Below are 24,611 nucleotides of genomic sequence, written 5' to 3' on the forward strand. Positions count from 1 at the left end.
CCGGCCCGTCTCCGCTGCGGCGTCGCAGCTCTTCTTTCGCCGGTGTCACGACGCCCCGGCCCGCCAACAAGCAGCTATCGCCAGCCATGAATACTGAGTACCGCAAGAACCTTCCCGGCACCTCGCTGGACTATTTCGACACCCGCGCCGCCGTCGACGCGATCCAGCCCGGCGCCTATGCCACGCTGCCGTACACCTCGCGCGTGCTGGCCGAGAACCTGGTGCGCCGTTGCGACCCTGCTGCCCTGGAGGCCTCGCTGCGGCAGCTGATCGAGCGCCGCCAGGACCTGGATTTCCCCTGGTTCCCGGCCCGCGTGGTGTGCCATGACATCCTCGGCCAGACCGCGCTGGTGGACTTGGCCGGCCTGCGCGATGCGATCGCCGATGCCGGTGGCGACCCGGCCCAGATCAACCCGGTGGTGCCCACCCAGCTGATCGTGGACCACTCGCTGGCGGTGGAATACCCCGGCTTCGACCGGGCTGCGTTCGAGAAGAACCGCGCCGTCGAAGACCGCCGCAATGAAGACCGCTTCCACTTCATCAACTGGACCAAGAAGGCGTTCAAGAACGTCGATGTGATCCCGCCGGGCAACGGCATCATGCACCAGATCAATCTGGAGAAGATGTCGCCGGTGATCCAGGTGCGCGACGGGGTGGCCTTCCCCGATACCTGCGTGGGCACCGACAGCCATACCCCGCACGTGGATGCGCTGGGCGTGATCGCCATCGGCGTGGGCGGCCTGGAAGCGGAAAGCGTGATGCTTGGCCGCGCCTCGTGGATGCGCCTGCCCGACATCATCGGCGTGCAGCTCAGCGGCCGCCCGCAGCCGGGCATCACCTGCACCGACATCGTGCTGGCCCTGACCGAGTTCCTGCGCGCCCAGCGCGTGGTCGGTGCCTGGATCGAGTTCTTCGGCGAAGGCGCCACCGCGCTGACCATCGGCGACCGCGCCACCATTTCCAACATGACCCCCGAGTTCGGCGCCACCGCGGCGATGTTCTCCATCGACCAGCAGACCCTGGACTACCTGCGCCTGACCGGCCGCGAGGAGGCCCAGGTGCAGCTGGTGGAAACCTATGCCAGGGCCACCGGCCTGTGGGCGGACGACCTGGCCAACGTGCAGTACGAACGCGTGCTGCAGTTCGACCTGTCCAGCGTGGTGCGCAACATGGCCGGCCCGTCCAACCCGCACAAGCGGGTGGCTACCAGCGAGCTGGCCGCACGCGGCATCGCCGACCAGGCCAAGCTGGCCTCGGGCAAGCTGGAACAGGCCCAGGGCCTGATGCCCGATGGCGCGGTGATCATCGCCGCCATCACCAGCTGCACCAATACCAGCAACCCGCGCAATGTGATTTCCGCGGCCTTGCTGGCGCGCAACGCCAACCGCGCCGGGCTGACCCGCAAGCCGTGGGTGAAAAGCTCGCTGGCGCCGGGTTCCAAGGCGGTGCAGCTGTACCTGGAGGAAGCCGGCCTGCTTGGCGAGCTGGAGCAGATGGGCTTTGGCATCGTCGGCTTCGCCTGCACCACCTGCAACGGCATGAGCGGCGCGCTGGACCCGGCGATCCAGCAGGAAGTGATCGACCGCGACCTCTACGCCACTGCGGTGCTGTCGGGCAACCGCAACTTCGACGGCCGCATCCATCCGTATGCCAAGCAGGCCTTCCTGGCCTCGCCGCCGCTGGTGGTGGCCTACGCCATCGCCGGTACGGTGCGCTTTGACATCGAAAAGGACGCGCTCGGCCATGCCGCCGACGGCAGCCCGATCACCCTGAAGGACCTGTGGCCCAGCGACGCCGAGATCGACGCGGTGGTCAAGGCCTGCGTCAAGCCCGAGCAGTTCCGCCAGGTCTACGAACCAATGTTCACCTTCAAGGTCGAACATGGCGCGCCGATCAGCCCGCTGTACGCGTGGCGCGGGCAGAGCACCTATATCCGCCGCCCGCCGTACTGGGAAGGCGCGCTGGCCGGCGAGCGTTCGCTCAGCGGCATGCGGCCGCTGGCGGTGCTGGGCGACAACATCACTACCGACCACCTGTCCCCGTCCAACGCGATCCTGGCCGGCAGTGCGGCCGGTGAGTACCTGGCGAAGATGGGCCTGCCCGAGGAAGACTTCAATTCCTATGCCACCCACCGCGGCGACCACCTCACCGCGCAGCGCGCCACCTTCGCCAACCCCAAGCTGATCAACGAAATGGCCGTGGTCGACGGCCAGGTCAAGCAGGGTTCGCTGGCGCGCGTGGAGCCCGAAGGGCAGGTCACCCGCATGTGGGAGGCGATCGAAACCTACATGGCGCGCAAGCAGCCGCTGATCATCATTGCCGGTGCCGACTACGGCCAGGGCAGCTCGCGCGACTGGGCCGCCAAGGGCGTGCGCCTGGCCGGCGTGGAGGCGATCGCGGCCGAAGGCTTCGAGCGCATCCACCGCACCAACCTGATCGGCATGGGCGTGCTGCCGCTGGAGTTCAAGGACGGCGTCACCCGCAAGACCCTGGGCATCGACGGCACCGAAACCTTCGACGTGCTCGGCGAGCGCGTGCCGCGCGCCGAGCTGACCCTGGTGATCCACCGCCGCAACGGTGAACAGCTGCGGGTGCCGGTCACCTGCCGCCTGGACACCGCCGAGGAGGCGTCCATCTACGAAGCCGGCGGCGTGCTGCAGCGGTTTGCCCAGGATTTCCTGGAAGCCTCGCAGGCGGCGTGACCCAGCGTTGCAACCTGACGGCCCGGCAACGGGCCGTCTTCCTCCCAGGACAGATGACATGGCGTTTCTTCCCCAGCTCCGCATTCCCGCCACCTACCTGCGTGGCGGCACCAGCAAGGGCGTGTTCTTCCGCCTGCAGGACCTGCCGGCCGCCGCACAGCGCCCCGGCCCGGCGCGCGACGCGCTGCTGATGCGGGTGATCGGCTCGCCCGACCCGTATGCCAAGCACACCGACGGCATGGGCGGGGCCACCTCCAGCACCAGCAAGTGCGTGATCATTTCCGCCGCGTCGGTGCCCGAGCATGACGTGGATTATCTGTACGGCCAGGTCGCCATCGAGACCGCGTTCGTGGACTGGAGCGGCAACTGCGGCAATCTCAGTACCGCGGTGGGCCCGTTCGCGATCAGCAACGGCTTCATCGATCCGGCCCGCGTGCCGCGCAACGGCACCTGCACGGTGCGGATCTGGCAGGCCAACATCGGCAAGACCATCCTGGCCCACGTGCCGATCGTCGACGGGCAGGTGCAGGAAACCGGCGATTTCGAACTGGACGGGGTCACCTTCCCCGCGGCCGAGATCCAGCTGGAATTCCTCGACCCGTCCGATGACGGCCCGGGCGGGGCGATGTTCCCGACCGGCAACCTGGTCGATACGCTGGAGGTGCCCGGCGTGGGCAGTTTCCAGGTGACCATGATCACCGCCGGCATCCCGACCATTTTCCTCAACGCCGCCGACCTGGGCTATACCGGCACCGAGCTGCAGCCGGCGATCAACGAGGACAAGGCGGCGCTGGCCCGCTTCGAGGCGATCCGCGCGCATGGCGCGGTACGCATGGGCCTGATCGACAGCATCGAGCAGGCCGCCGGCCGCCAGCACACCCCCAAGGTCGCCTTCGTGGCGCCGGCGCAGGACTACGTGTCTTCCAGCGGCAGGCAGATCGCCGCCGGCGACATCGACCTGCATGCCCGCGCGCTGTCGATGGGCAAGCTGCACCACGCCATGATGGGCACCGCCGCGGTGGCCATCGGTACCGCCGCGGCGATTCCAGGCACGCTGGTCAACCTGGCCGCCGGCGGCGGGCAGCGCGAGGCGGTGACCTTCGGCCACCCCTCCGGCACGCTGCGCGTGGGTGCGCAGGCCGGCCTCGTTGACGGCCAGTGGACAGTCACCCGGGCCATCATGAGCCGCAGCGCCCGGGTGCTGATGGACGGGGCGGTGCGGGTGCCTGCCGAAACCTTGTAAGCCCACCAGGAGGTCCGGATGTCCGGTCACGACAGCAACGTGCAGCAACGGCCGCCGTGGGATGCGGTCATGACCGACATCGTCGACTACGTGCGCGATTACCCAGTGGCCTCGCCGCTGGCGTTCACCACCGCCCGCCACTGCCTGATCGACACCCTGGGCTGCGGCCTGGCCGCGCTGGCGTTCCCGGCCTGCAGCAAGCTGCTGGGCCCGTTGGTGCCTGGTACCCGGGTGGTCAACGGCGCGCGCGTGCCGGGCACCAGCTTCGAGCTGGACCCGGTGCAGGCCGCCTTCAACATCGGCGCGATGGTGCGCTGGCTGGACTTCAACGACACCTGGCTGGCCGCCGAGTGGGGCCATCCCTCAGACAACCTCGGCGGCATCCTGGCCACCGCCGACTGGCTCAGCCGCAACGCCGAAGCGCTGCGGCGGCCACCGCTGACCATGCGCGACGTATTGGCCGCGATGGTCAAGGCGCATGAAATCCAGGGCTGCCTGGCGCTGGAAAATGCGTTCAACCGGGTCGGGCTGGACCACGTGGTGCTGGTCAAGGTCGCCTCCACCGCCGTGGTGGCGCACCTGCTCGGGCTGGACCGCGAACGCATGCTCAACGCGGTCTCGCTGGCCTGGGTCGACGGCCAGGCACTACGTACCTACCGGCATGCGCCCAATACCGGCTCGCGCAAGAGCTGGGCCGCCGGCGACGCCACCAGCCGCGCGGTGCGCCTGGCGCTGATGGCTGCTGCCGGCGAGATGGGCTACCCCAGCGCGCTGACCGCGCCGACCTGGGGTTTCTACGACGTCTGCTTCGGCGGCCGGCCGTTCCGCTTCCAGCGCCCGTATGGCAGCTATGTGATGGAGAACGTACTGTTCAAGATCAGCTACCCGGCCGAGTTCCATGGCCAGACCGCAGTGGAAGCGGCGATGCAGGTGCATGCGCGCATGCGTGCGGCCGGCAGGCGCAGCGAGGACATCGCGCAGATCACCCTGCATACCCAGCAGGCCTGCCTGCGCATCATCGACAAGTCCGGCCCGCTGCATAACCCGGCCGACCGCGACCACTGCGTGCAGTACATGCTGGCCATCGCGCTGATCTTCGGCCGGCTGGTCGCCGAGGACTACGAAGACGACGTGGCCGCCGATCCGCGCATCGACGCGCTGCGCGCGAAGATCACCTGCGTCGAGGAACCGCGCTTCACCGCCGACTACCTGGACCCGGGCAAGCGCAGCATCGCCAACGCGCTGGCGGTGGTGTTCAACGATGGCAGCACCCTGGAAGAGACCGTCGAGTACCCGCTCGGCCACGCCCGCCGTCGCGCCGAGGGCATCCCGCTGCTGGAGGACAAGTTCCGCGCCCACCTGGCCGCCACCTTCCCGACCCGCCAGCAGCGCCGCATCCTGGACGCCTCGCTGGACCCGGTGGTACTGGAGGCGATGCCGGTGCATGAATATGTGGAGTTGTACGTAGCCTAGCGCCGGGGCGCTGCCCGGCCTGTCGGCGCGATCAACGCCGCCGGACGGGCCGTCAACCCCTTGACGGCTGGCCGTATACTGGCCGCCTTGTTCAAGGAGTGACGTCATGGCTAGCCGCAGTCGGGTCGGGCAGTGGAGCTGGAAGGGAATCGCAGGCCTGGCGCTGGTGGCCGGGCTGGCCATCGGCATCGGCGGTTGCAAGCGCAACGACAGCGGCCAGCTGCCGACCCCGTCCGGTGCGCCGATCGCGGCCAAGGCCGAGGCGGTCACCGAGTTCACCCTGGTGCGGGCCTTCCCCGACCAGAAGAGCGACGGCCTGTCGCTGGCGCTGGAGTTCTCGCGCCCGCTGGTCGGCACCCAGGACTTCGACACGCTGGTCCGCTTCGCCGAGAAGGTCGGCACCGAGGACAGCAGCTGGACCCTGTCCGACGACGGCAAGACCCTGCGCTATCCGTTCGTGGAGGCGGCCAAGGAATTCACCCTGATCGTCTCGCCGCACCTGCTGGCCGCCGATGGCAGCCGCCTGGGCAAGGAACTGCGCCAGAAGGTGTTCAGCGGCGAGCTCAAGCCGGTGGCCGGCTTCGCCTCGCAGGGCAGCGTTTTGCCGGCCAAGGACAGCCGTGGCCTGCCGGTGGTGTCGGTCAACGTGCAGGAAGTGGACGTGGAGTTCCTGCGCGTGCGCGAGAAGGAACTGCCGAACTTCTTCAGCCAGTACCAGCGCGGCGGCCGCCGCGGCAGCTGGGAGCTGGACAGCGAGTACGACGACAAGACCCCGATGTCGAAGCTGGCCGAGCCGGTCTACGTCAACCGCTTCGTGCTGGGCGGCAAGCAGAACGAACGCGTGCTGACCTACCTGCCCACCCAGGACATCAAGGAACTGCAGGAGCCGGGCCTGTACTTTGCGGTGATGAAGCGCAGCGGTTCGTTCGAGAGCGAGTTCGATACCGCCTTCTTCACCGTCAGCGACATCGGCCTGCATACCCGTGCCTACAAGGACAAGCTGTTCGTCCATACCGCCTCGCTGCAGAGCGGGGCGGCGCTGAAGAAGATCGACCTGCGCATCCTCGACGGCAAGGGCGAGGTGGTGCTCAAGGGCAGCACCGACGGCAACGGCAACGCGCTGCTCAACTACACCCTGGATGCCGGCCACGTGCTGATCGCCAGCAGCGGCGGGGATACCTCGATGCTGCCGTTCAACCAGCCGGCGCTGGACCTGAGCGAGTTCGCCGTGGCCGGGCGCGACAATGCCTGGTTCGACGTGTTCGCCTGGTCCGGCCGCGACCTGTACCGCCCCGGCGAAACCGTGCGCATTTCCGCGCTGCTGCGCGACAACGACGGCAAGCCGGTCAAGGCCCAGCCGGTGTTCCTGCGCCTGAAGCAGCCCGACGGCAAGACCTTCCGCGAGACCCGCCTGCAGCCGGGCGAGCAGGGCTATTTCAGCTTCGAGCAGAACATCCCGGTCGAGGCGCCGACCGGGCGCTGGCAGGTGGAGTTCCGCACCGATCCGGCCAGCAAGGAAGCCATCCAGGGCATGACCCTGCGCATCGAGGAATTCCTGCCCGAGCGCATGAAGCTGGACCTGGACAGCGCGCAGAAGACCCTCAAGCCGGGCCAGCCGCTCAAGCTGATCGCCGATGCGGCCTACCTGTACGGCGCGCCGGCCGATGGCAACCGCTTCACCGCGCGGCTGACCGTGGCCGCCGAACAGTCCCCGGTGGAAACGTTGCCGGGCTACTTCTTCGGCGACCCCACCATCGAACTGCCGCGCCAGGCGCGCGATGTGATCGACACGCAGTTCCCGGCCGACGGCAAGCTGCGTCAGGACGTGGAACTGCCGGCCGAGGTCAAGGCCACCGCGCCGGTGGCGGTGGTGGTATCCGGCAGCGTCTATGAGACCGGTGGCCGCACCGTCACCCGCACCCTGAAGCGGGTGATGTGGCCGGCGCCGGTGCTGGTCGGCGTGCGCCCGTTGTTCAACCCCGACGACGGTGCAGATGCCAACGGCAACGCGCGCTTCGAGCTGATGCGGGTGGACGCGGCCGGCAAGCCGCAGCCGGCCAAGGGCCTGAAGGCCACCCTGGTGCGCGAGCTGCGCGACTACCACTGGACCTTCAACGAGAACCGCTGGGACTACGACTTCACCCGCCGCTTCGAGAACAAGGACAGCCGCACCATCGATGCCGGTAACGCCGCGGTCGCGGTCGACTTCCCGGTGGAGTGGGGCGAATACCGGCTGGATGTGTTCGACCCGGCCACCGGGCTGACCAGCCGCTATCCGTTCCGCGCCGGCTGGAGCTGGAACGACGACAACCGCGGCCTGGATGCGCGCCCGGACAAGATCAAGCTGGGCCTGGACAAGACCGGCTACAAGGCCGGCGACAAGGTCCGCGTCACCGTCACCCCTCCGCATGCCGGCAAGGGCATCCTGATGGTGGAAAGCGACAAGATGCTGTATGTGCAGGAGATCGACGCCAAGCCGGGCAGCAGCTTCGACATCCCGGTCACCGCCGAATGGGAACGCCACGATGTCTACATCACCGCGCTGGTGTTCCGCGGTGGCAGCGCGCCGAGCAAGATCACCCCGGCCCGCGCGGTCGGCGTGGTGCACGTGCCGATGGAGCGCAAGGCGCGGGTAGTGGCCGTGGGCCTGTCGGCGCCCAAGCAGATGCGCCCGGAGCAGACCCTGCCGGTGGCCGTCAGCGCCCCGCAGCTGGCCGGCAAGCTGGCGCACGTGACCGTGTCGGCGGTGGACGTGGGCATTCTCAACATCACCCGCTTCCCGGTCCCCGATGCGGCCGGCCACTTCTTCGCGCAGCGGCGCCTGGGCGTGGATGCCTATGACATCTACAGCCGGGTGATCGAGAGCTTCGACGGCAGCAGCGGCAAGCTCAAGTTCGGCGGCGACATGGCGCTGGCGGCGATGCCGCAGGCCAAGCGCCCGACCGCGCGGGTGCAGACCGTGGACCTGTTCTCCGGCCCGGTCAAACTCGATGCCAAGGGCATTGCCCGGATCGCGCTGAAGGTGCCCGATTTCAACGGCACCCTGCGCATCTCCGCGCTGGTCTACGCCGATGACCAGTACGGCAAGCGCGACATGGAAACGGTGGTGCGCGCGCCGATCCTGGCCGAAGCGAGCATGCCGCGGGTACTGGCGCCGGGCGACCGCAGCACGGTCACCCTGGACGTGCAGAACTTCACCGGCAAGCCGGGCGAGTTCAAGGTGCAGGTCGATGGCATCGGCCCGCTGACCCTGGGCGAACCGACCCGCACCCTGCAGCTCAAGGCCGACGCCAAGAGCACGTTGAGCTTCCCGCTGAGCGCGCGCGAAGGCTATACCGTGGCCAAGGTGCGGGTGCGGGTGGACGGCAACGGCTTCAAGGTGGACCGCCGCTACGACCTGCCGGTACGTGCGGCCTGGCCGCAGGTGCTGCGCGCGCAGACCCGCACACTGGACCCGCTGGCGGCGGTGGAGATGGGCACCGGCCTGGCCGATGGCCTGATGGACGATTCGGTGACCGCGCGGCTGCTGGTCAGTGCACTGCCGCCGATTCCGTTTGCCAGTGCGCTCAACGGTGCGCTGAAGTACCCCTACGGCTGTGCCGAGCAGACCACCAGCAAGGGCTATGCCGCGCTGATGCTGGACGAGGCCACCTCGGCCATGCTCGGTGCCGACGGCCTGGATGCCAAGGCCCGCCGCGAGCGCATGGAGGGCGCCTTCGGCCGGCTGGCCTCGATGCAGGTGGCCAACGGCAACTTCTCGATGTGGGGCGACGACGGCTACGTCAATCCGTGGCTGACCCCGTACATCGCCGAGTTCCTGCTCGATGCCAAGGACGGCGGTTTCGCCGTGCCCGACAACGTGCTGCAGAAGGCGCTCAACCGCCTGAGCGAGGACCTGTTGTCCGGCGGCAACCAGTTCTACGGCGAGGACCGCCGCGAGAACCTCAAGTTCGCCAACCAGGCCTATGCCGGCTATGTGCTGGCCCGGGTCAACCGCGCCCCGCTGGGCACGCTGCGCGCGCTGTACGACAACGAGCGCGGCAAGGCGCTGACCGGGCTGCCGCTGGTGCACCTGGGCATCGCGCTGTCGCTGCAGGGCGACCACAAGCGTGGCGATGCGGCCATTGCCGCCGGCTTCGCCAAGAGCAGCGACGCCCGCCCGCAGTACTTCGGCGATTACGGCAGCGCGGTGCGCGATGACGCGCTGATGATCGCGCTGCTGCACGAGCGCAAGCTGTCCAAGCCGGCCTACGATGCCCGTGCGGTCGAGCTGGGCCGCAACCTGGAAGCCCGCCGCAGCAGCGGCTGGATGTGGCTGAGCACGCAGGAACAGGTCGCCATCGCGCGGCTGGGCAAGGCGCTGGCGGCCAACCAGAAGAAGCTGGTTTCCGGCGAGCTGGCGGTGGGCGGCCAGGTCGAGGCGATCGCCGCGCGCCGCATGTTCGGGCGCAGCTTCGACTACGCCGCCCTGGCCAAGGGCGTGCGCTTCACCCCGCAGGGCGAGCCGCCGATGTTCGCCAGCCTGGAAGTGGCCGGCATCCCGCGCACCGCGCCCGAGCCGGACAACCGCACCCTGGGCGTGGAACGCACCTGGTACACCACCGACGGCAAGCCGTGGACGCCGCGTGCGCTGAAGGAAGGCGAGGCATTGATCGTGCGGGTCAGCATCACTGCCGGCCTGGACATGCCCGATGCGCTGCTGACCGACCTGCTGCCGGCCGGCCTGGAGATCGAGAACTTCAACCTGGGCGATGCCAAGCAGTGGGCCGACGTGGTGGTGGACGGCCTGAGCGTCAACGACCGTGGCGATGCGGCGACGGTGCGCCACGAGGAGTTCCGCGACGACCGCTATGTGGCCGCGCTGAAGTTGTCCAAGGGCAGTACCGCCAAGGTGTTCTACCTGGTGCGTGCGGTCACCCCGGGCACCTACACGGTGCCGCCGCCGCTGGTGGAGGACATGTACCGTCCCGACCTGCGTGGGGTGGGGCGCAGCAACCCGACCACGATGACCGTGGTCCAGCCCTGAACCTGGTGCGGGCCATCGCCAAGGTGGTGGCCCGCGCAGTCCGGTAACCGATGACGTCCTTCCTTCGCAAACGCCTGACGCCGCTGGCACGGCGCTGGCTGTGGCCGCTGCTGCGCTGGGGCAGCGCGGCACTGTTGGCGCTGCTGCTGGTGCTGGACCTGGCGTTCCCGCCGCCACTGCCCCGGCAGCGCGATACCAGCACGCTGGTGGTGGCCCGCGACGGCACCCCGCTGCGCGCGTTTGCCGATGGCGACGGGGTGTGGCGCTACCCGGCCTCGGCCGACAGCGTGTCGCCGCTGTACCTGCAGGCGTTGCTGAACTACGAGGACCGCTGGTTCTGGCGGCATCCCGGGGTCAACCCGTGGGCGCTGCTGCGTGCCGGCCGGCAATGGCTGCTGGAGGGCCGCATCGTGTCCGGCGGCTCCACCCTGACCATGCAGGTGGCGCGCATCCTCGACCCGCATACGCGCACGCCGTGGGGCAAGGCCAAGCAGTTGCTGCGTGCGGTACAGCTGGAAGTGCACCTGAGCAAGGCGCAGATCCTGGCGTTGTACCTGGAGCGGGCGCCTTACGGCGGCACCATCGAAGGCGTGGAAGCGGCCAGCTGGGCCTACCTGGGCAAGCCGGCCGCGCGGCTGTCGCAGGCCGAGGCGGCGCTGCTGGCGGTGCTGCCGCAGGCGCCCAGCCGGTTGCGCCCGGACCGCCATCCCGAGGCGGCGCAACGGGCGCGCGACAAGGTGCTCGCGCGCATGGCCGAACTGGGCGTGTGGTCGCGCGAGGAGGTCGACGATGCGCGCATCGAAGCGGTGGTGACCCGCGCGCTGCAGCCGCCGCTGCATGCCGCGCTGCTGGCCCAGCGCCTGCGCTCGGCGCAGCCGCGTGCGGCGCGGATCGAAAGCACGCTGGACATCGGCCTGCAGCGCACCCTGGAAGAGCGCGTGTCCTCGTATTTTTCGCAGCTGCCCGAGCGGACTTCGGCGGCGTTGCTGGTGCTGGACAACCGCACGCTGGAGGCGCGCGCCTATGTCGGTTCGGTGGCCTTCGGCGACAAGCAGCGGCTCGGCCACGTGGACATGGTGCAGGCCTGGCGCTCGCCCGGTTCCACCCTCAAGCCGTTCCTGTATGGCATGGCGCTGGATGATGGGCTGATCCATTCGGAGAGCCTGATGGTGGATGCGCCGCAGAGTTTCGGCGGCTACCGCCCGGGCAACTTCGATGCCGCCTTCAACGGCCCGGTCAGTTCGGCCACCGCGTTGCGGCTGTCGTTGAACGTGCCGGCGGTGGACCTGCTCGACCGGGTCGGTTCGGCGCGGTTCGCCGCGCGTCTTTCGCATGCCGGCATCAACCTGCGCTTCCCGCGCGGCAGCGCGCCGAACCTGTCGCTGATCCTCGGTGGCACCGGCGCACGGCTGGAAGACCTGGTCGGTGCGTTCGCCGCGCTCAACCGCAACGGCATCGCCGGGCGCGTGCGCTACACCGCCGACGATGCGGTGATCGAGCGCCGGCTGATGTCGCCGGGCGCGGCGTGGATCACCCGTGAAGTGCTGGAGGCCAACCCGCGGCCCGGTTACGGCAGCGGCACCTTCGACGTTACCGGCCGCCCGCGGGTGGCCTGGAAAACCGGCACCAGCTACGGCTACCGCGACGCCTGGGCGATCGGCAGTACCCGCCACTACACCGTGGGCGTGTGGGTGGGGCGGCCGGACGGCACCCCGTTGCCGGGGCAGTACGGGGCGGTCACCGCGCTGCCGCTGATGTTCGAGGTGGTCGACAGCCTGCCGCGGCAGGGCGGCGATGCCAGTGGCGCGCCGATGCCGCCCAGCGTGACCCGCGAAGACGTCTGCTGGCCCACCGGCGAACTGGCCGCGCACACCGAGCCGGCGCTGTGCCAACGGCGCCTGGAGGCCTTCGTGCTGGATGGCGTGGTGCCGCCCACCTTCGCCGAGCGCGACGCGCGGCTGTGGCAGCCCGGCCGCCAGCGTTTCAACGTGGACGCGCGCACCGGCCTGCGGCTGTCGCCGGATTGCCGGCTGCCGCATGAGACCCAGGTGCGCGAAATCGCCCGCTGGCCGGCGCTGGTGTCGCCATGGTTGCCGCTGGCGCAGCGGCGCGCGGCGCAGCTGCCGGCGTTGTCGCCCGATTGCAGCGACGATGGCCGCGACAGTGGCGGCAGTCTGCATATCGAAGGGCTCAACGACCGCGCCACGCTGGCGCGCGCGCCCAATGCCGAGCATGGTGTGCGCCTGCAGTTGCGGGCGCTGGGCAACGAGCACAGCGTGGACTGGCTGCTGGACGGGCGCTGGATCGCGCGGACCGAAGGGGCGCGGTTGTTCCAGCGCGATTTCGACGAAGTCGGCGAGCACACTTTGACCGCATTGGCCGCCGATGGTGCCTGGACGCAGGTGCGGTTCCGTATATTGCGGTGATGTACGCCAGCGTTATTCCCCGATCCAGCCGTCCAGCAGGTCGGCGAATTCGTCGGCGTGTTCCTCTTCCTGGGCCAGGATCTCTTCCAGGATGCGCTTGGTGGTGGTGTCCTTGTCGCCGACGAAGTTGATCATTTCGCGGTAGCTGTCGATGGCGATGCGCTCGGCGATCAGGTTCTCGCGGACCATGTCGCGCAGGTCCGCGCCTTCCTTGTACTCGGCGTGCGAACGCGCGGTCAGCGTATCGGGGTTGAGGTCCGGTTCGCCGCCGAGCTGGACGATGCGTTCGGCCAGCTTGCCGGCGTGGGCCTGTTCCTGCTGGGCGTGTTCGAGGAACTCGGCCTTGACCGCATCGGCGAGCATGCCCTTGGCCATGAAGTAATGGCGGTAGTAGCGCAGCACGCACACATACTCGGTGGCCAGCGCAGCGTTGAGCAGCCTGATCACCGCTTCGCGATCGGCGCCGTAGCTGTCGGTGATCGCGCCGTCTTCGATATTGCGGCGCGCGCGGGCGCGCAGGCTGGCGGTGTCGCTGATGCCCGGCGGGTGGCCGCCGCTGGCGGCGGCAGCGGGATGGCTGGGCGGGGTCTGCTTGGCTGGCGTCGACATGGCTGGCCGGTTTCCTTTTTTGGTGCGTGGATTCGTTGCGTGGGTCTAGCTGGGCAGGTGCGCCAGCACGTACTCGGCCGAAGACACCTCGAACTGGCCCGGTTCCTCGATGAAGGTCTGGCGCACCACGCCGTTATCGACGTACAGCGCGAAGCGGCGGCTGCGCAGGCCCATGCCCGAGCTGCTGGCATCCATCTCCAGCCCCAGCGCGCGGGTGAGCTCGCCGTTGCCGTCGGACAGCATCTGCAGCCCGTCGGGCACGTGCTGGCTTTCGCCCCAGGCCTTCATCACGAACGGATCGTTGACCGCCATGCAGAACACGTCGATGCCGCGCTGGCGGAAATCGGCGAAGTGCTGCACATAGCCGGGCAGGTGCTGGGCCGAGCAGGTGGGAGTGAAGGCACCGGGCACGGCGAACAGCACCGCGCGGCGGCCGTCGAACAGGGCAAGCGTGTCCAGGGTCTCGATGCCCTGGCCGATGCGCTTGAGGGTGACTTCGGGGATGCGGTCGCCGACGTGGATGCTCATGTGGACTCCTTTGACATGCTCAGGCTAGTAAGCCGGATGGGAGGATGGCGTCAAAATGTTGAAAAGCGCCGGTCAATGCCCATCTCACGGCTGGGAAAGGCCGGCCGGGCCAGCGTAGCCAGGCCGCATGGCCGCTGCATTGCGCAGGATCATTCGGCCGGCGTCACGGCAATGCGCCCGCCAGCGGCTAGAATTGCGCCGACGGTGCCCGCCGGCGCGGGCGACCGAACTTATTCGAGGTGTATCGATGGAATTCAAGGATTATTACGCCACGCTCGGGGTGGAACCGACTGCGGGCGATGCGGAAATCAAGACCGCCTACCGCCGGCTGGCGCGCAAGTACCACCCCGACGTCAGCAAGGAGGCCGGTGCGGAGGACAAGTTCAAGGCCGTCAATGAAGCCTATGAGGCCCTGCGCGATCCGCAGAAACGCGCCGCCTACGACCAGCTCAAGGCCCAGGGCTACCGCCCGGGCGAAGAATTCCATGCCCCGCCGAACTACGGCGGTGGGCAGGGCTTCGACTATGAAGAAGTGTTTGGCGGCGGTGCCGGTGGCAGTGGCTTCAGCGATTTCTTCGAAAGCCTGTTCGCCCGCCAGCGTGGCGGTGCCGGGCGCGCCAGCGGCTTCGGCGGCGCCAGCCAGGGCCCGCAGCCCACCCGCGATACCCGCGCCAAATTGTCGGTGCCGCTGGAGGCCGCCCACCAGGGCGACAGCCTGCGCATCAACGTCAACGGCAAGCAGCTGGACGTGCGCGTGCCCAAGGGCATCCGCCCCGGCCAGGTGATCCGGCTGGCCGGGCAGGGCACCGGTGGCGGCAACCTGCTGCTGGAAGTGGAATATGCCGAGCACCCGCAGTTCGAGGTGGACGGCCGCAACATCCTGTACACCCTGCAGGTCACCCCGTGGCAGGCCGCGCTGGGTACCAGCATCAGCGTGCCGACCCTGGGCGGGGCGGTGGAACTGAAGGTGCCGGCCGAATCCGATGCCGGGCGCAAGCTGCGCCTGCGTGGCCGTGGCCTGCCGGGCAATCCCGATGGCGACCAGATCATCGAGCTGGAGATCGTCGCCCCGGCGCCTACCGAAGAGGCGCAGAAGAAGGCCTACAAGGCGCTGGCCAAGGCGTTCGGCGAGAAGGTCTGATTCGATCGGCGTACCGGCCAACGGATCAACCGACGTACCGACCAACGGTCAATCGATGTACCGACCAACGGTCGGTACCTACCGCATGCCGACCGACGGTCGGCATCTACGCCGCCGGCGGTTCCTGGCTGCTGAACACCCGCTCCAGCACTTCGGACAGCTCGTCTTCGGAAAACGGCTTGGTGATGTAGGCCTTGGCGCCCTGGCGCATGCCCCACATGCGGTCGGTGTCCTGGTCCTTGGTGGTCACCAGGATCACCGGAATATGCTTGGTGGCCGCATCACGGGCCAGCGTGCGGGTGGCCTGGAAGCCGTTGAGGTTGGGCATCACCACATCCATCAGCACCAGGTCGGGCAGCTGGGCCCTGGCCGCTTCGACCCCGGCCGCGCCATCGGTGGCGGTCAGGATCTGGTGCCCCAGCTTCTCGACGATGCGCTGTATCCCCAGCAGCTGCGACGGTGAATCGTCGACGATCAGAATGCGTGCCATGTTGTTCCCCGAGTGATGCCCGCAGTGTAGTGCCGCGCTCGCATGGGCGGGAAGCGCCCGCGCTGCCGTCCGTCGCCTGCCTGCGACGCTCAGTCGATTCGCACCACCGTGCGGCCCAGCGAGGCGCCGCCGAGCATCTGTTCAAATACTGCGGACAGTCCGTCCAGGCCGACTTCACGCGTGCAGATCGCGTCCAGGTGGCGCGGCTTCCAGGGCCCGCCCAGTTTTTCCCAGACCAGCTCGCGCAGCGCGCGTGGTGCGGACGAAGACGACACACCCAGCAACGACACGCCGCGGATGATGAACGGCATCACCGTCATGTCCAGTGCCGGGCTGGCGGCCAGGCCGGCGCTGACCACGCTGCCGTAGGGCACGGTCTGCGCCAGCAGGCTGGCCAGCATCGGGCCGCCGGCATTGTCCAGGCCGCCGCCGAAGCGGGCCGACGCGATCGGCTTGCCGGTGGCCAGCGCCTCCCGCGGCAGGACTTCGCTGGCGCCCAACCCGCGCAGGAAGTCGGCCTGGTCGGCCTTGCCGCTGATCGCATGCACCTGGAAACCGGCGCGGCTGAAGATATCCACCGCCAGCGAGCCGACCCCGCCGGTGGCCCCGGTCACCGCCAGCGGGCCATGCGCCGGGGTCAGCCGGTTGTCGAGCAGGCGCAGCAGGGCCAGTGCGGCGGTGAAGCCGGCCGTGCCCAGGATCATCGCCTCGCGGGCGTCCAGCCCGGCCGGCTGGGCGATCACCGCGCCCGCATCCAGCCGCACGTACTGGCTGTAGCCGCCATCCACCGTCTCGCTGAGCCCGCAGCCGGTGGCCAGCACCGCATCGCCCTCGCCGAAGGCCGGGTCGGTGGAGGCCACCACGGTGCCGGCCACGTCGATGCCGCCGACCAGCGGGAAGCGGCGCAGGATCCGGCCGCTGCCGGTCCCGGCCAGGGCGTCCTTGTAGTTCACCGAGGACCACTGCGCCCGGATCACCACCTGCCCGGGGCTGAGCTGGTCCAGCCCGATCGGTTCCAGCCCGCTGCGGTGGCCGCCGTCGTCGTGGTGGATGCGGAAGGCGTTGAACCGGTCGGGAATAGCCATGAAGATGCCTGACGGGGAGGAAAACGACACGATACGCCCGATCCCCCCTTCCAATCCTGCCGAACTGCCCCATCTAGTAGAATCGAGCAGGATTCAACGGTTGACGGTGCGGAATGACCCGCAGGCAACCCTACCTCTGATGGAGCGTGCATGGCCTGGAATACACCCGGCGGCAACAAGGGCGGACAAGGCCCCGACGAGAATCGACGAGGGCCGTTTGGTCCCCGCGGTGGCGGCAGTGGCGGCGGCTGGGGCGGTTTGCCCGGCCCTCTGAAGGATTTGTTCGATGGCGGCATCCTGCGTTGGGTGGCGGTCGCGGTGGTCTTGCTGGTGCTGTTCTCCAGCTTCCAGCTGATCGGCGAACAGCAGCGCGGCGTGGTGCTGCGCTTCGGCCAGTTCTCGCGGATCCTGGGCCCCGGCCCGAACTTCAAGCTGCCCTGGCCGATCGAGTCGGTGACCAAGGTCAACGCCACCCAGATCAAGACGTTCAGCAGCCAGGTACCGGTGCTGACCCGCGACGAGAACATCGTCAACGTCTCGGTCAACGTGCAGTACCGCATCGCCGATCCGCAGAAGTACCTGTTCGGCTCGGTCTCGGCCGACCAGGTGCTGGAGCAGTCGGCACAGAGCGCGGTGCGCGAGCAGGTCGGCCGTGCCGATCTCAATGCCGTGCTGAACAACCGCGGCCCGCTGGCCGTGGTCGCCGAAGAGCGCCTGCAGGCCTCGCTGAAGGCCTATCAGACCGGCCTGGTCGTGACCGGCTTGACCCTGCCCGACGCGCGCCCGCCGGAAGAGGTGAAGCCGGCCTTCGACGAGGTCAACGGTGCCCAGCAGGTCAAGGAACGCCTGATCAACGAAGCCCAGGCCTACGCGGCCAAGGTCGTGCCCGAAGCGCGCGGCCAGGCCTCGCGTGCGCGCACCACCGCCGAAGGCTACAAGCAGGCGGTGGTGTCCAAGGCGCAGGGTGATGCCGAACGCTTCAGCCTGCTGCAGGTGCAGTACAAGGATGCCCCGGAAGTCACCCGCAAGCGGCTGTGGCTGGAAACGGTGGAACAGGTGCTGTCGCAGAACCGCAAGATCATCGGCGGCGATGGCCGCCAGCTGATCTATGTGCCGATGCCCGGCGATGCCCGCGCCGGCGCCGCCGGCACTGCCGCCCCGGCGGTCACCCCTGAAGTGATGCTGCCCTCGCTGCCGGCCAGCACCCCGGTCGACGGCGTGCGCAACGTCGAGCGCCCGACCACCCGACCGACCGGTCGTGAAGGAGCCAGCCGATGAAGAATTCACTGTGGATCGGGTTGGCGGTGGCCGCCCTGCTGGCCCTGTTGGGTTCGGTGTACGTGGTCCGTGAGGACCAGACCGCGATGGTGTTGAACCTGGGCAAGGTGGTCCGTGCCGACATCAAGCCGGGCCTGCACTTCAAGGTGCCGCTGGTGGAATCGGTGCGCGTGTTCGACCGCCGTTTCCAGGTGCTGGACACCGCGCCGGCGCGCTACTTCACCGCCGAGCAGAAGGACGTCAGCGTGGACTTCTTCGCCATCGGCCGGATCTCCGACGTGCGCAGCTACTACCGCGCCACCGGCGGCGATGCGACCCTGGCCAACGCCCGCCTGGCGCCGATCATCACCGACTCGCTGCGCAACCAGATCAACTCGCGCACCCTGCAGCAGCTGGTGTCGGGCGACCGCAGCGAACTGATCGCCAACCAGTTGACCGGCATCAACAAGGCGGTCAAGGAACTGGGCATGGAGATCGTCGACCTGCGCATCAAGCAGATCGACCTGCCCACCGACAGCCAGGTGATCAACGATGTGTACGAGCGCATGCGCGCCCAGCGCAAGCAGGAGGCCGCCAAGCTGCGCGCCGAGGGTGAGGAGCAGTCGCTGACCATCCGTGCCCAGGCCGACCGCGACAGCACCGTGCTGGTGGCCCAGGCCGAGCGCGACGCCCAGCAGCTGCGTGGCGCCGGCGATGCCGAAGCGGCCCGCATCTACGGCAAGGCCGGCTCGGCCGACCCGTCGTTCTACGCCTTCTACCGCAGCCTGGAGGCCTACCGCAGCTCCATGACCGACGGCAACGGCGTGATCGTGCTCGACAAGAACGACCCGTTCCTGCAGTACCTCAAGAACGATCGCTGAGTCGTCACCGCCGGGGTCGAGCCTGCTCGATCCTGACACCACGGGGCCCGGCCAACAGCCGGGCCCCGTGCTTTTCCGGAAGCCTGTCCATGAAAGATCTGTTCTCGGCGCTGTGCCTGGTTGCCGTGCTCGAAGGCCTGTTCCTGTTCGCCGCGCCGCTGGCCTGGAAGCGTATGGCCGAACAACTGCTGATGCTGCGCAGCGTCACCCTGCGTACCTGGGGCGGGGTGATCCTGCTGGCCGGGCTGACCACCCTGTGGTGGCTCAAGCACTAGGCTCCAGACAATCCGGGGAGCCGGCCAGCGGCCGGCACTACCGCCCATCATCGGCCGGCCCTGACCGGTCCATGAAGCCACTGGCCGGGAGGGTGGCACCGGACCCCGGAAACCCGGATAATGCACAAAAGCCGGACGGGCCTCCCCGTTCGGCTTTTTCCGTGTCTGGGCCTTCCATCGCCGGCCGCTCCCCGTTTGGAGCCGCCATCACCGCGCTGGCCAGCCCCGCCACGGTCTACCCGTCCGCGGCCCCGATGGCCGCAACATCTTGAGGAGCCCGTCATGGGTCAGTCTGTCGTAGTGCTTGGTGCCCAGTGGGGCGATGAAGGCAAGGGCAAGATCGTCGATCTGCTCACCGAGGAAATCGGTGCCGTCGTGCGTTTCCAGGGCGGCCACAATGCCGGCCACACCCTTGTCATCAATGGCAAGAAGACCGTGCTGCACCTGATCCCGTCGGGCATCCTGCGCGCCGACGCGCTGTGCCTGATCGGCAATGGCGTGGTGATCTCCCCGGCTGCGCTGCAGAAGGAAATCGCCGAGCTGGAAACCTCCGGCGTGGAAGTGCGTTCGCGCCTGAAGATCTCCCCGGCCGCGCCGCTGATCATGCCCTACCACATCGCCCTGGACCAGGCGCGCGAACGCGCTGCCGGTGGCAAGGCGATCGGCACCACCGGCCGTGGCATCGGCCCGGCATATGAAGACAAGGTGGCGCGCCGCGGCATCCGCATCGCCGACCTGCATTACCCGGCGCAGCTGGAAGAACTGCTGCGTACCGCGCTGGACTACCACAACTTCGTGCTGACCAACTATCTGAAGACCGACGCGGTCGACTTCCAGAAGACCTACGACGAAGCACTGGCCTTCGGCGAATACGTCGAGCCGATGAAGTCCGACGTGGCCGGCATCCTGCACGACCTGCGCAAGCAGGGTAAGCGGGTGCTGTTCGAAGGCGCCCAGGGCGCGCTGCTGGATATCGACCACGGCACCTACCCGTACGTCACCAGCTCCAACACCACCGTCGGCGGCGCGCTGGCCGGTGCCGGCGTCGGCGCCGATGCGATCGACTACGTGCTGGGCATCGCCAAGGCCTACGCCACCCGCGTCGGCGGCGGCCCGTTCCCGACCGAGCTGGACGACGAAATCGGCCAGGGCATCCGCGACCGCGGTGCCGAGTACGGCGCCTCCACCGGCCGCCCGCGTCGCTGCGGCTGGATGGACATCGTCGCGCTCAAGCGCGCGGTGGCCATCAACGGCATCAGCGGCCTGTGCATCACCAAGCTGGACGTGCTCGACGGCATGGAAAAGCTGAAGGTCTGCATCGCCTACGAATACCGCGGCAAGCGCACCGAGTACGCGCCGCTGGACGCGCAGGGCTGGGAAGAGTGCACCCCGGTGTACCTGGAGTTCCCGGGCTGGACCGAGAACACCCACGGCATCACCAACTGGGACGACCTGCCGCCGGCCGCCCGCGCCTACCTGCGCGCGCTGGAAGAACTGGCCGGCTGCCCGGTCAGCATCGTCTCCACCGGCCCGGACCGCGACCACACCATGGTGCTGCAGGATCCGTTCGCCTGAGCGGTGCCGGGCGCCGCCCGGCAGCCGCAACGGCGATACGCTGATGCATGAAGGAGCCCCGCCAAAGCGGGGCTTTTTCGTTGCGCGCGGCCAGATACCCACTCCGGGTACAAACCTATCCAAAGTGGGTATCCGTTGCCGCCACTTTGCACATTGCTGAACGGAGCGGGGTACGTGCCGCCGTGGCGATCAAGCGGCGCGGGGGATGGCCGATAACAACGTCACCCCACGTTTTGGATGTAGTTATGGATTTTTTGAGGAATGTCAGAGTCGTCTGGCGTCTAGGTATGGGCTTTGGCCTGTTGTTGCTGCTGGTCGCCGCCGTGGTCGCCACCGGCGCCACCGGCAGCGCGGTGCAGAAGCGGGCGATGCAGGAGGTGGTCGAGGTGGGCGTGGCCAAGGTGCGGCTGCTCTCGGAGATGCTCGATGCCAACAACCAGATGATGGTGGTGCGTCGCGAAATGCTGATCCGCCAGGGCCAGGAACGTGAGGCCGACGAGGCCCGCATCGCCGCCCTGGTCAAGCGTTACGAGGCCAGCTGGAACGCCTACCAGGCGCTGCCCGGCGATGCCGAAGGCAAGCAGATCGGTGCGGCGATCGCCGCCCGGCGCGCCGCCGCGCGGCCGTTGAACAAGCAGACCAGCGACCTGATGCAGCAGGGCGATTTCCCCGCGGCGGTCGCCCTGACCCTGGGCCCGGTGCAGGAAGCGGCCAATGGCTGGAACAAGGCGCTCGCCGACGGCGTGGCCTATGAAGAGAAGGAAAGCCGCGAGGCGGCCGCCGAGGCGATCGTGCTGGGCGAGCGCACCCTGCTGCAGTTGCTGGTGCTGGGCGGGATCGCGCTGCTGGTCGGCATCGCCGCCTCGATCCTGATCGGGCGCAGCCTGACCGGCCCGCTGGCGCGCGCGGTGGGCCTGGCCGACCGCATGGCCCGTGGCGAGCTGGACCAGGATTTCCGCCTGGGCGGCCGCGATGAACTGACCCGCTTGGGCGATGCGATGGGCAGCGTGCGCCAGAACGTACAGGCGGCGATCACCGCCCAGCTGCAGATGGCCCAGCAGCACGAAGCGGGCGCGATCAGCTACCGGATGGATGCGGCCGCGCTGCCGGGCGACTACGGGCGCATGCTGCGCGCGACCAATGAGCTGGTCGGCTCGCACGTGGCGGTGCAGTCGCACATGGTCGAGGTGATGCAGGACTACGCCATCGGCGACCTGCGCCGCGACCTGGACAGCTACCCGGGCGAAAAGGCGCTGCTGACCCGCACCATGGCCACGGTCAAGGCCAGCCTGATGGCGATCAACCAGCAGATCGATACGCTGGCCAGCGCAGCGCGCGCCGGTGATTTCTCGGTGCGTGGCGAGGAGGCCGCGTTCCAGTTCCAGTTCCGCGCCATGGTCGCCCACCTCAACGGCATGATGGCCAGCTCGCAGTCCAGCATCGCCGATCTGTCGCAGGTGCTGCGCGCCATTTCCACCGGCGACCTGACCTCGCGCATGGCCGGCCACTACGAAGGCGTGTTCGCGCAGATGCGCGACGACGCCAACGTCACCGCCGCGCAGCTGACCGGCATCGTGCAGCAGATCCAGGGCGCGGCCGGCAGCATCAACGACGCCGCGCAGGAACTGGCGGCCGGCCACAACGATCTGTCGCGCCGCACCGAACAGCAGGCCGCCAACCTGGAAGAGGCCGCCGCCTCGATGGAAGAGCTGACCTCCACCGTGCGCCAGAACGCCGAACTGGCCAACCAGGCCGACCACGAAGCGCATGCGGCCGGCGCGGCGGTGCGCGCCACCGAACAGGCGATCGCGCAGATGGCCCGGGTGATGAGCGAGATCAACCAGTCCTCGGCGCGCATCTCCGAGATCTCCTCGGTGATCGACGGCATCGCCTTCCAGACCAACATCCTGGCCTTGAACGCCGCCGTGGAAGCGGCGCGCGCCGGCGAGAACGGCCGCGGTTTTGCCGTGGTCGCCAGCGAAGTACGCACCCTGGCCCAGCGCGCCGGCACCGCCGCCAAGGAGATCAAGGACCTGATCGACGAATCCAGCGAGAAGGTCAAGACCGGATTGAGCGTCACCGTCGAGTCCGAAGCGGCGATCGCGCGCCTGACCCAGGCCAGTTCACGCACCAACCAGCTGATGAGCGACATTGCGGCGGCCACCAAGGAACAGGCCGCCGGCATCGAGCAGGTCAACCAGGTGGTGGTGCAGATGGACCAGGTAACCCAGCAGAACGCGGCCCTGGTCGAAGAAGCCACCGCAGCCAGCCGTTCGCTGGAACAGCAGGCGCATGCGCTGATCGAATCGGTGGCGGTGTTCAAGCTGGAGGACCCCGCCGCAGGCCTGAGGCGCCCGGCGTCGCTGCAGGCCGCGTGACCGCACGCGCGCGCTGAGTAAGACAGAAAAGCCCCGCTTTGGCGGGGCTTTTCGTAGGCCGATAAGGGGTGCCGCTCATAATGCTGCCCCTGCTGCGCCGCACCGGTGCCATCCTGGTGCTGCTGCTGGTCATCCCCGCACTGCACGCCCGCCCCGCAGCGGCCGATACGGTGCTGATCGTGGTCAGCGGCGAAGGCCGCGACCAAGGCAGGACCCGGCCTGGCTTCGAGATGGACGAATTCGCCCAGGCCTATCTGATCTTCCGCGACAACGGCCTGGGCGTGCAGGTGGCCGATACCCGTGCCACCGCGACGCTCAGCGCGCCGACTACGCGGCCGTGTACGTCGTCGGCGGCAAGGGGGCGATGTTCGGTCTGTCCACCGATCGCGCCCAGCGGCCTCTGTTGGGCACGGTGCACGACCGTGGCGGCATCGTGGCCGCAGTCCGCCACGGCCCGACGGCGCTGGTGGAGCTGCGACGGGCGGATGGATTGCCCCACGCAGGGCGTGGCATCACGATCCGGCTTGCTTCCGTCCCTCGCCAAAGTGCGCGATGATCTGCCGAACGGGGAGGGGCGCATGGGGAACAGGGACGAGGGCGGTATCCACGGTGACGTACCGGCGGGCGTCGCGAGCACCGCAGCCGGTGAGTCGCAGATGCCGGCGGCTGATCAGACTCCGACCGACTGGTCGTTGCTGCCGGTCACCCATGGCAATGAAGATTCGATGGTCGCGGTGATCTGGCGCCTGCTCCGGCAGGAGCCGGCGCTGATGGTCAGCGCCGGCTACGTGTTCCTCTCCGCACTGGGGCTGTGGTCGAGCTACTTCTTCTACTTCAAGTTCCGGTTGTCGATCCTGGATTACCTGCAGGTCAGCGACTTCCTCGTCGCCGGCCTGCGTGACCCTGCCTACCTGTTGATCCTGCTGCTTGGCGCGCTGCTTGCGGTACTGCTGGGCTGGCCGGAGACGCTGCGACGGCGCAACCCGGCCAAGGTGGCCCGCCTGCGTGCGCGGCATTGGGGATGGCGGATGCTGTTCTCGGAGTCGCCGTGGATGAACTGGGAGTTTTCCGGGCTGCGCCCGCTGACCGGCATGTGCATGGCGGTGGTCTGCTTCATGGCGTTCGGTGCGGCGCTGTATGCGCTGAACACGGCGGAGAAGATCCGCGATGGCACGGGTGGGACGCCGGTACAGGTAGTGCTCGACGGCGACACGGCCCCGCTGCCAGGCACGGCGCGGCTGCTGGGATCCAGCAGCGCTTTCGTGTTCCTTTGGTGGCCGGCGGACCGTCGCGCGGAGGCGGTACCGATCGGCTCGATCCGCCGGCTGCAGTCGATGGCCCTGCCGGTGAAGGCGGCGGCAAAGGCCGCAACACCGCAGACGCAGAAGACGCGGAAGACGTAGAAGACGTAGAAGACGCATTCCGCCCCGGCGGAACCGTGATGAACGCAGCGATGGCAGGACCGCGTGCGCCCTTTTTGTGGAACCCATCCGGCCATGGGCCGGACCTGCCCGTCGCGTTC

General features: G+C 68.6%; 16 protein-coding genes. 12 read left to right on the top strand and 4 right to left on the bottom strand.

All coding sequences use genetic code 11. The annotated features are described in order from the left end of the window. Positions 1–86 precede the first annotated feature (86 nt). From acnD to pbpC, 5 genes are all read left to right on the top strand, one after another. Positions 87–2,702, top strand: coding sequence for a Fe/S-dependent 2-methylisocitrate dehydratase AcnD (acnD, locus tag IC535_RS08375; protein ID WP_228884200.1), 2,616 nt, complete (start codon positions 87–89; stop codon positions 2,700–2,702). A 58-nt stretch (positions 2,703–2,760) separates the two neighbouring features. Continuing rightward, on the top strand, positions 2,761–3,945 hold the full coding sequence (gene prpF / locus IC535_RS08380; protein ID WP_228884201.1) for a 2-methylaconitate cis-trans isomerase PrpF: 1,185 nt from the start codon (positions 2,761–2,763) through the stop codon (positions 3,943–3,945). Positions 3,946–3,963: 18 nt separating this feature from the next. Next, positions 3,964–5,418, top strand: coding sequence for a bifunctional 2-methylcitrate dehydratase/aconitate hydratase (locus IC535_RS08385; RefSeq protein ID WP_228884202.1), 1,455 nt, complete (start codon positions 3,964–3,966; stop codon positions 5,416–5,418). A 106-nt stretch (positions 5,419–5,524) separates the two neighbouring features. Beyond that, the gene (locus IC535_RS08390; RefSeq protein ID WP_228884203.1) at positions 5,525–10,444 is read left to right on the top strand and encodes an alpha-2-macroglobulin family protein; all 4,920 of its coding nucleotides are present in this window, start codon (positions 5,525–5,527) and stop codon (positions 10,442–10,444) included. A 50-nt stretch (positions 10,445–10,494) separates the two neighbouring features. After that, a complete protein-coding gene (pbpC, locus tag IC535_RS08395; protein WP_228884204.1) occupies positions 10,495–12,870 on the top strand; it encodes a penicillin-binding protein 1C in 2,376 nt (791 codons plus the stop codon). A gap of 12 nt (positions 12,871–12,882) precedes the next feature. Here the strand turns inward: pbpC and IC535_RS08400 are convergent, their stop codons facing one another. Continuing rightward, a complete protein-coding gene (locus tag IC535_RS08400) occupies positions 12,883–13,479 on the bottom strand; it encodes a ferritin-like domain-containing protein (RefSeq protein ID WP_228884205.1) in 597 nt (198 codons plus the stop codon). Positions 13,480–13,524: 45 nt separating this feature from the next. Then, positions 13,525–14,007 carry a peroxiredoxin gene (locus IC535_RS08405; protein ID WP_228884206.1) on the bottom strand — a complete coding sequence of 161 codons (483 nt, stop codon included), beginning with the start codon at positions 14,005–14,007 and terminating at the stop codon, positions 13,525–13,527. A gap of 247 nt (positions 14,008–14,254) precedes the next feature. Between IC535_RS08405 and IC535_RS08410 the strand changes: the two genes are divergently transcribed. Continuing rightward, the gene (locus IC535_RS08410) at positions 14,255–15,148 is read left to right on the top strand and encodes a DnaJ C-terminal domain-containing protein (protein WP_228884207.1); all 894 of its coding nucleotides are present in this window, start codon (positions 14,255–14,257) and stop codon (positions 15,146–15,148) included. 106 nt (positions 15,149–15,254) lie between these two features. Here IC535_RS08410 and pilH read toward each other — a convergent pair whose 3' ends face one another. Next, the gene (pilH, locus tag IC535_RS08415; protein WP_228884208.1) at positions 15,255–15,638 is read right to left on the bottom strand and encodes a twitching motility response regulator PilH; all 384 of its coding nucleotides are present in this window, start codon (positions 15,636–15,638) and stop codon (positions 15,255–15,257) included. Between the two features lie 89 nt (positions 15,639–15,727). Further along, the gene (locus IC535_RS08420; protein WP_228884209.1) at positions 15,728–16,723 is read right to left on the bottom strand and encodes a YhdH/YhfP family quinone oxidoreductase; all 996 of its coding nucleotides are present in this window, start codon (positions 16,721–16,723) and stop codon (positions 15,728–15,730) included. A gap of 150 nt (positions 16,724–16,873) precedes the next feature. On the opposite strand from IC535_RS08420, the gene hflK reads away from it, so the two are divergent. The 6 genes from hflK (at position 16,874) to IC535_RS08450 (ending at position 24,492) form a co-directional block, all read left to right on the top strand. Then, entirely contained in the window at positions 16,874–18,001 is a 1,128-nt protein-coding gene (gene hflK, locus IC535_RS08425) for an FtsH protease activity modulator HflK (RefSeq protein WP_228884210.1), read from the top strand. Next, the gene (gene hflC / locus IC535_RS08430) at positions 17,998–18,861 is read left to right on the top strand and encodes a protease modulator HflC (RefSeq protein ID WP_228884211.1); all 864 of its coding nucleotides are present in this window, start codon (positions 17,998–18,000) and stop codon (positions 18,859–18,861) included. Before hflK ends, hflC begins: the two co-directional genes overlap by 4 nt. A gap of 89 nt (positions 18,862–18,950) precedes the next feature. After that, on the top strand, positions 18,951–19,136 hold the full coding sequence (locus IC535_RS08435) for a DUF2065 domain-containing protein (protein ID WP_228884212.1): 186 nt from the start codon (positions 18,951–18,953) through the stop codon (positions 19,134–19,136). A gap of 282 nt (positions 19,137–19,418) precedes the next feature. Further along, a complete protein-coding gene (locus tag IC535_RS08440; RefSeq protein ID WP_228884213.1) occupies positions 19,419–20,711 on the top strand; it encodes an adenylosuccinate synthase in 1,293 nt (430 codons plus the stop codon). 245 nt (positions 20,712–20,956) lie between these two features. Next, positions 20,957–23,089, top strand: a complete 2,133-nt coding sequence (locus tag IC535_RS08445) for a methyl-accepting chemotaxis protein (RefSeq protein ID WP_228884214.1) — start codon at positions 20,957–20,959, stop codon at positions 23,087–23,089. An 80-nt stretch (positions 23,090–23,169) separates the two neighbouring features. Further along, positions 23,170–24,492, top strand: coding sequence for a hypothetical protein (locus tag IC535_RS08450; protein ID WP_228884215.1), 1,323 nt, complete (start codon positions 23,170–23,172; stop codon positions 24,490–24,492). Positions 24,493–24,611: the final 119 nt, after the last annotated feature.

The organism is Stenotrophomonas rhizophila (assembly GCF_020857975.1).
GTDB lineage: Bacteria > Pseudomonadota > Gammaproteobacteria > Xanthomonadales > Xanthomonadaceae > Stenotrophomonas > Stenotrophomonas rhizophila_C.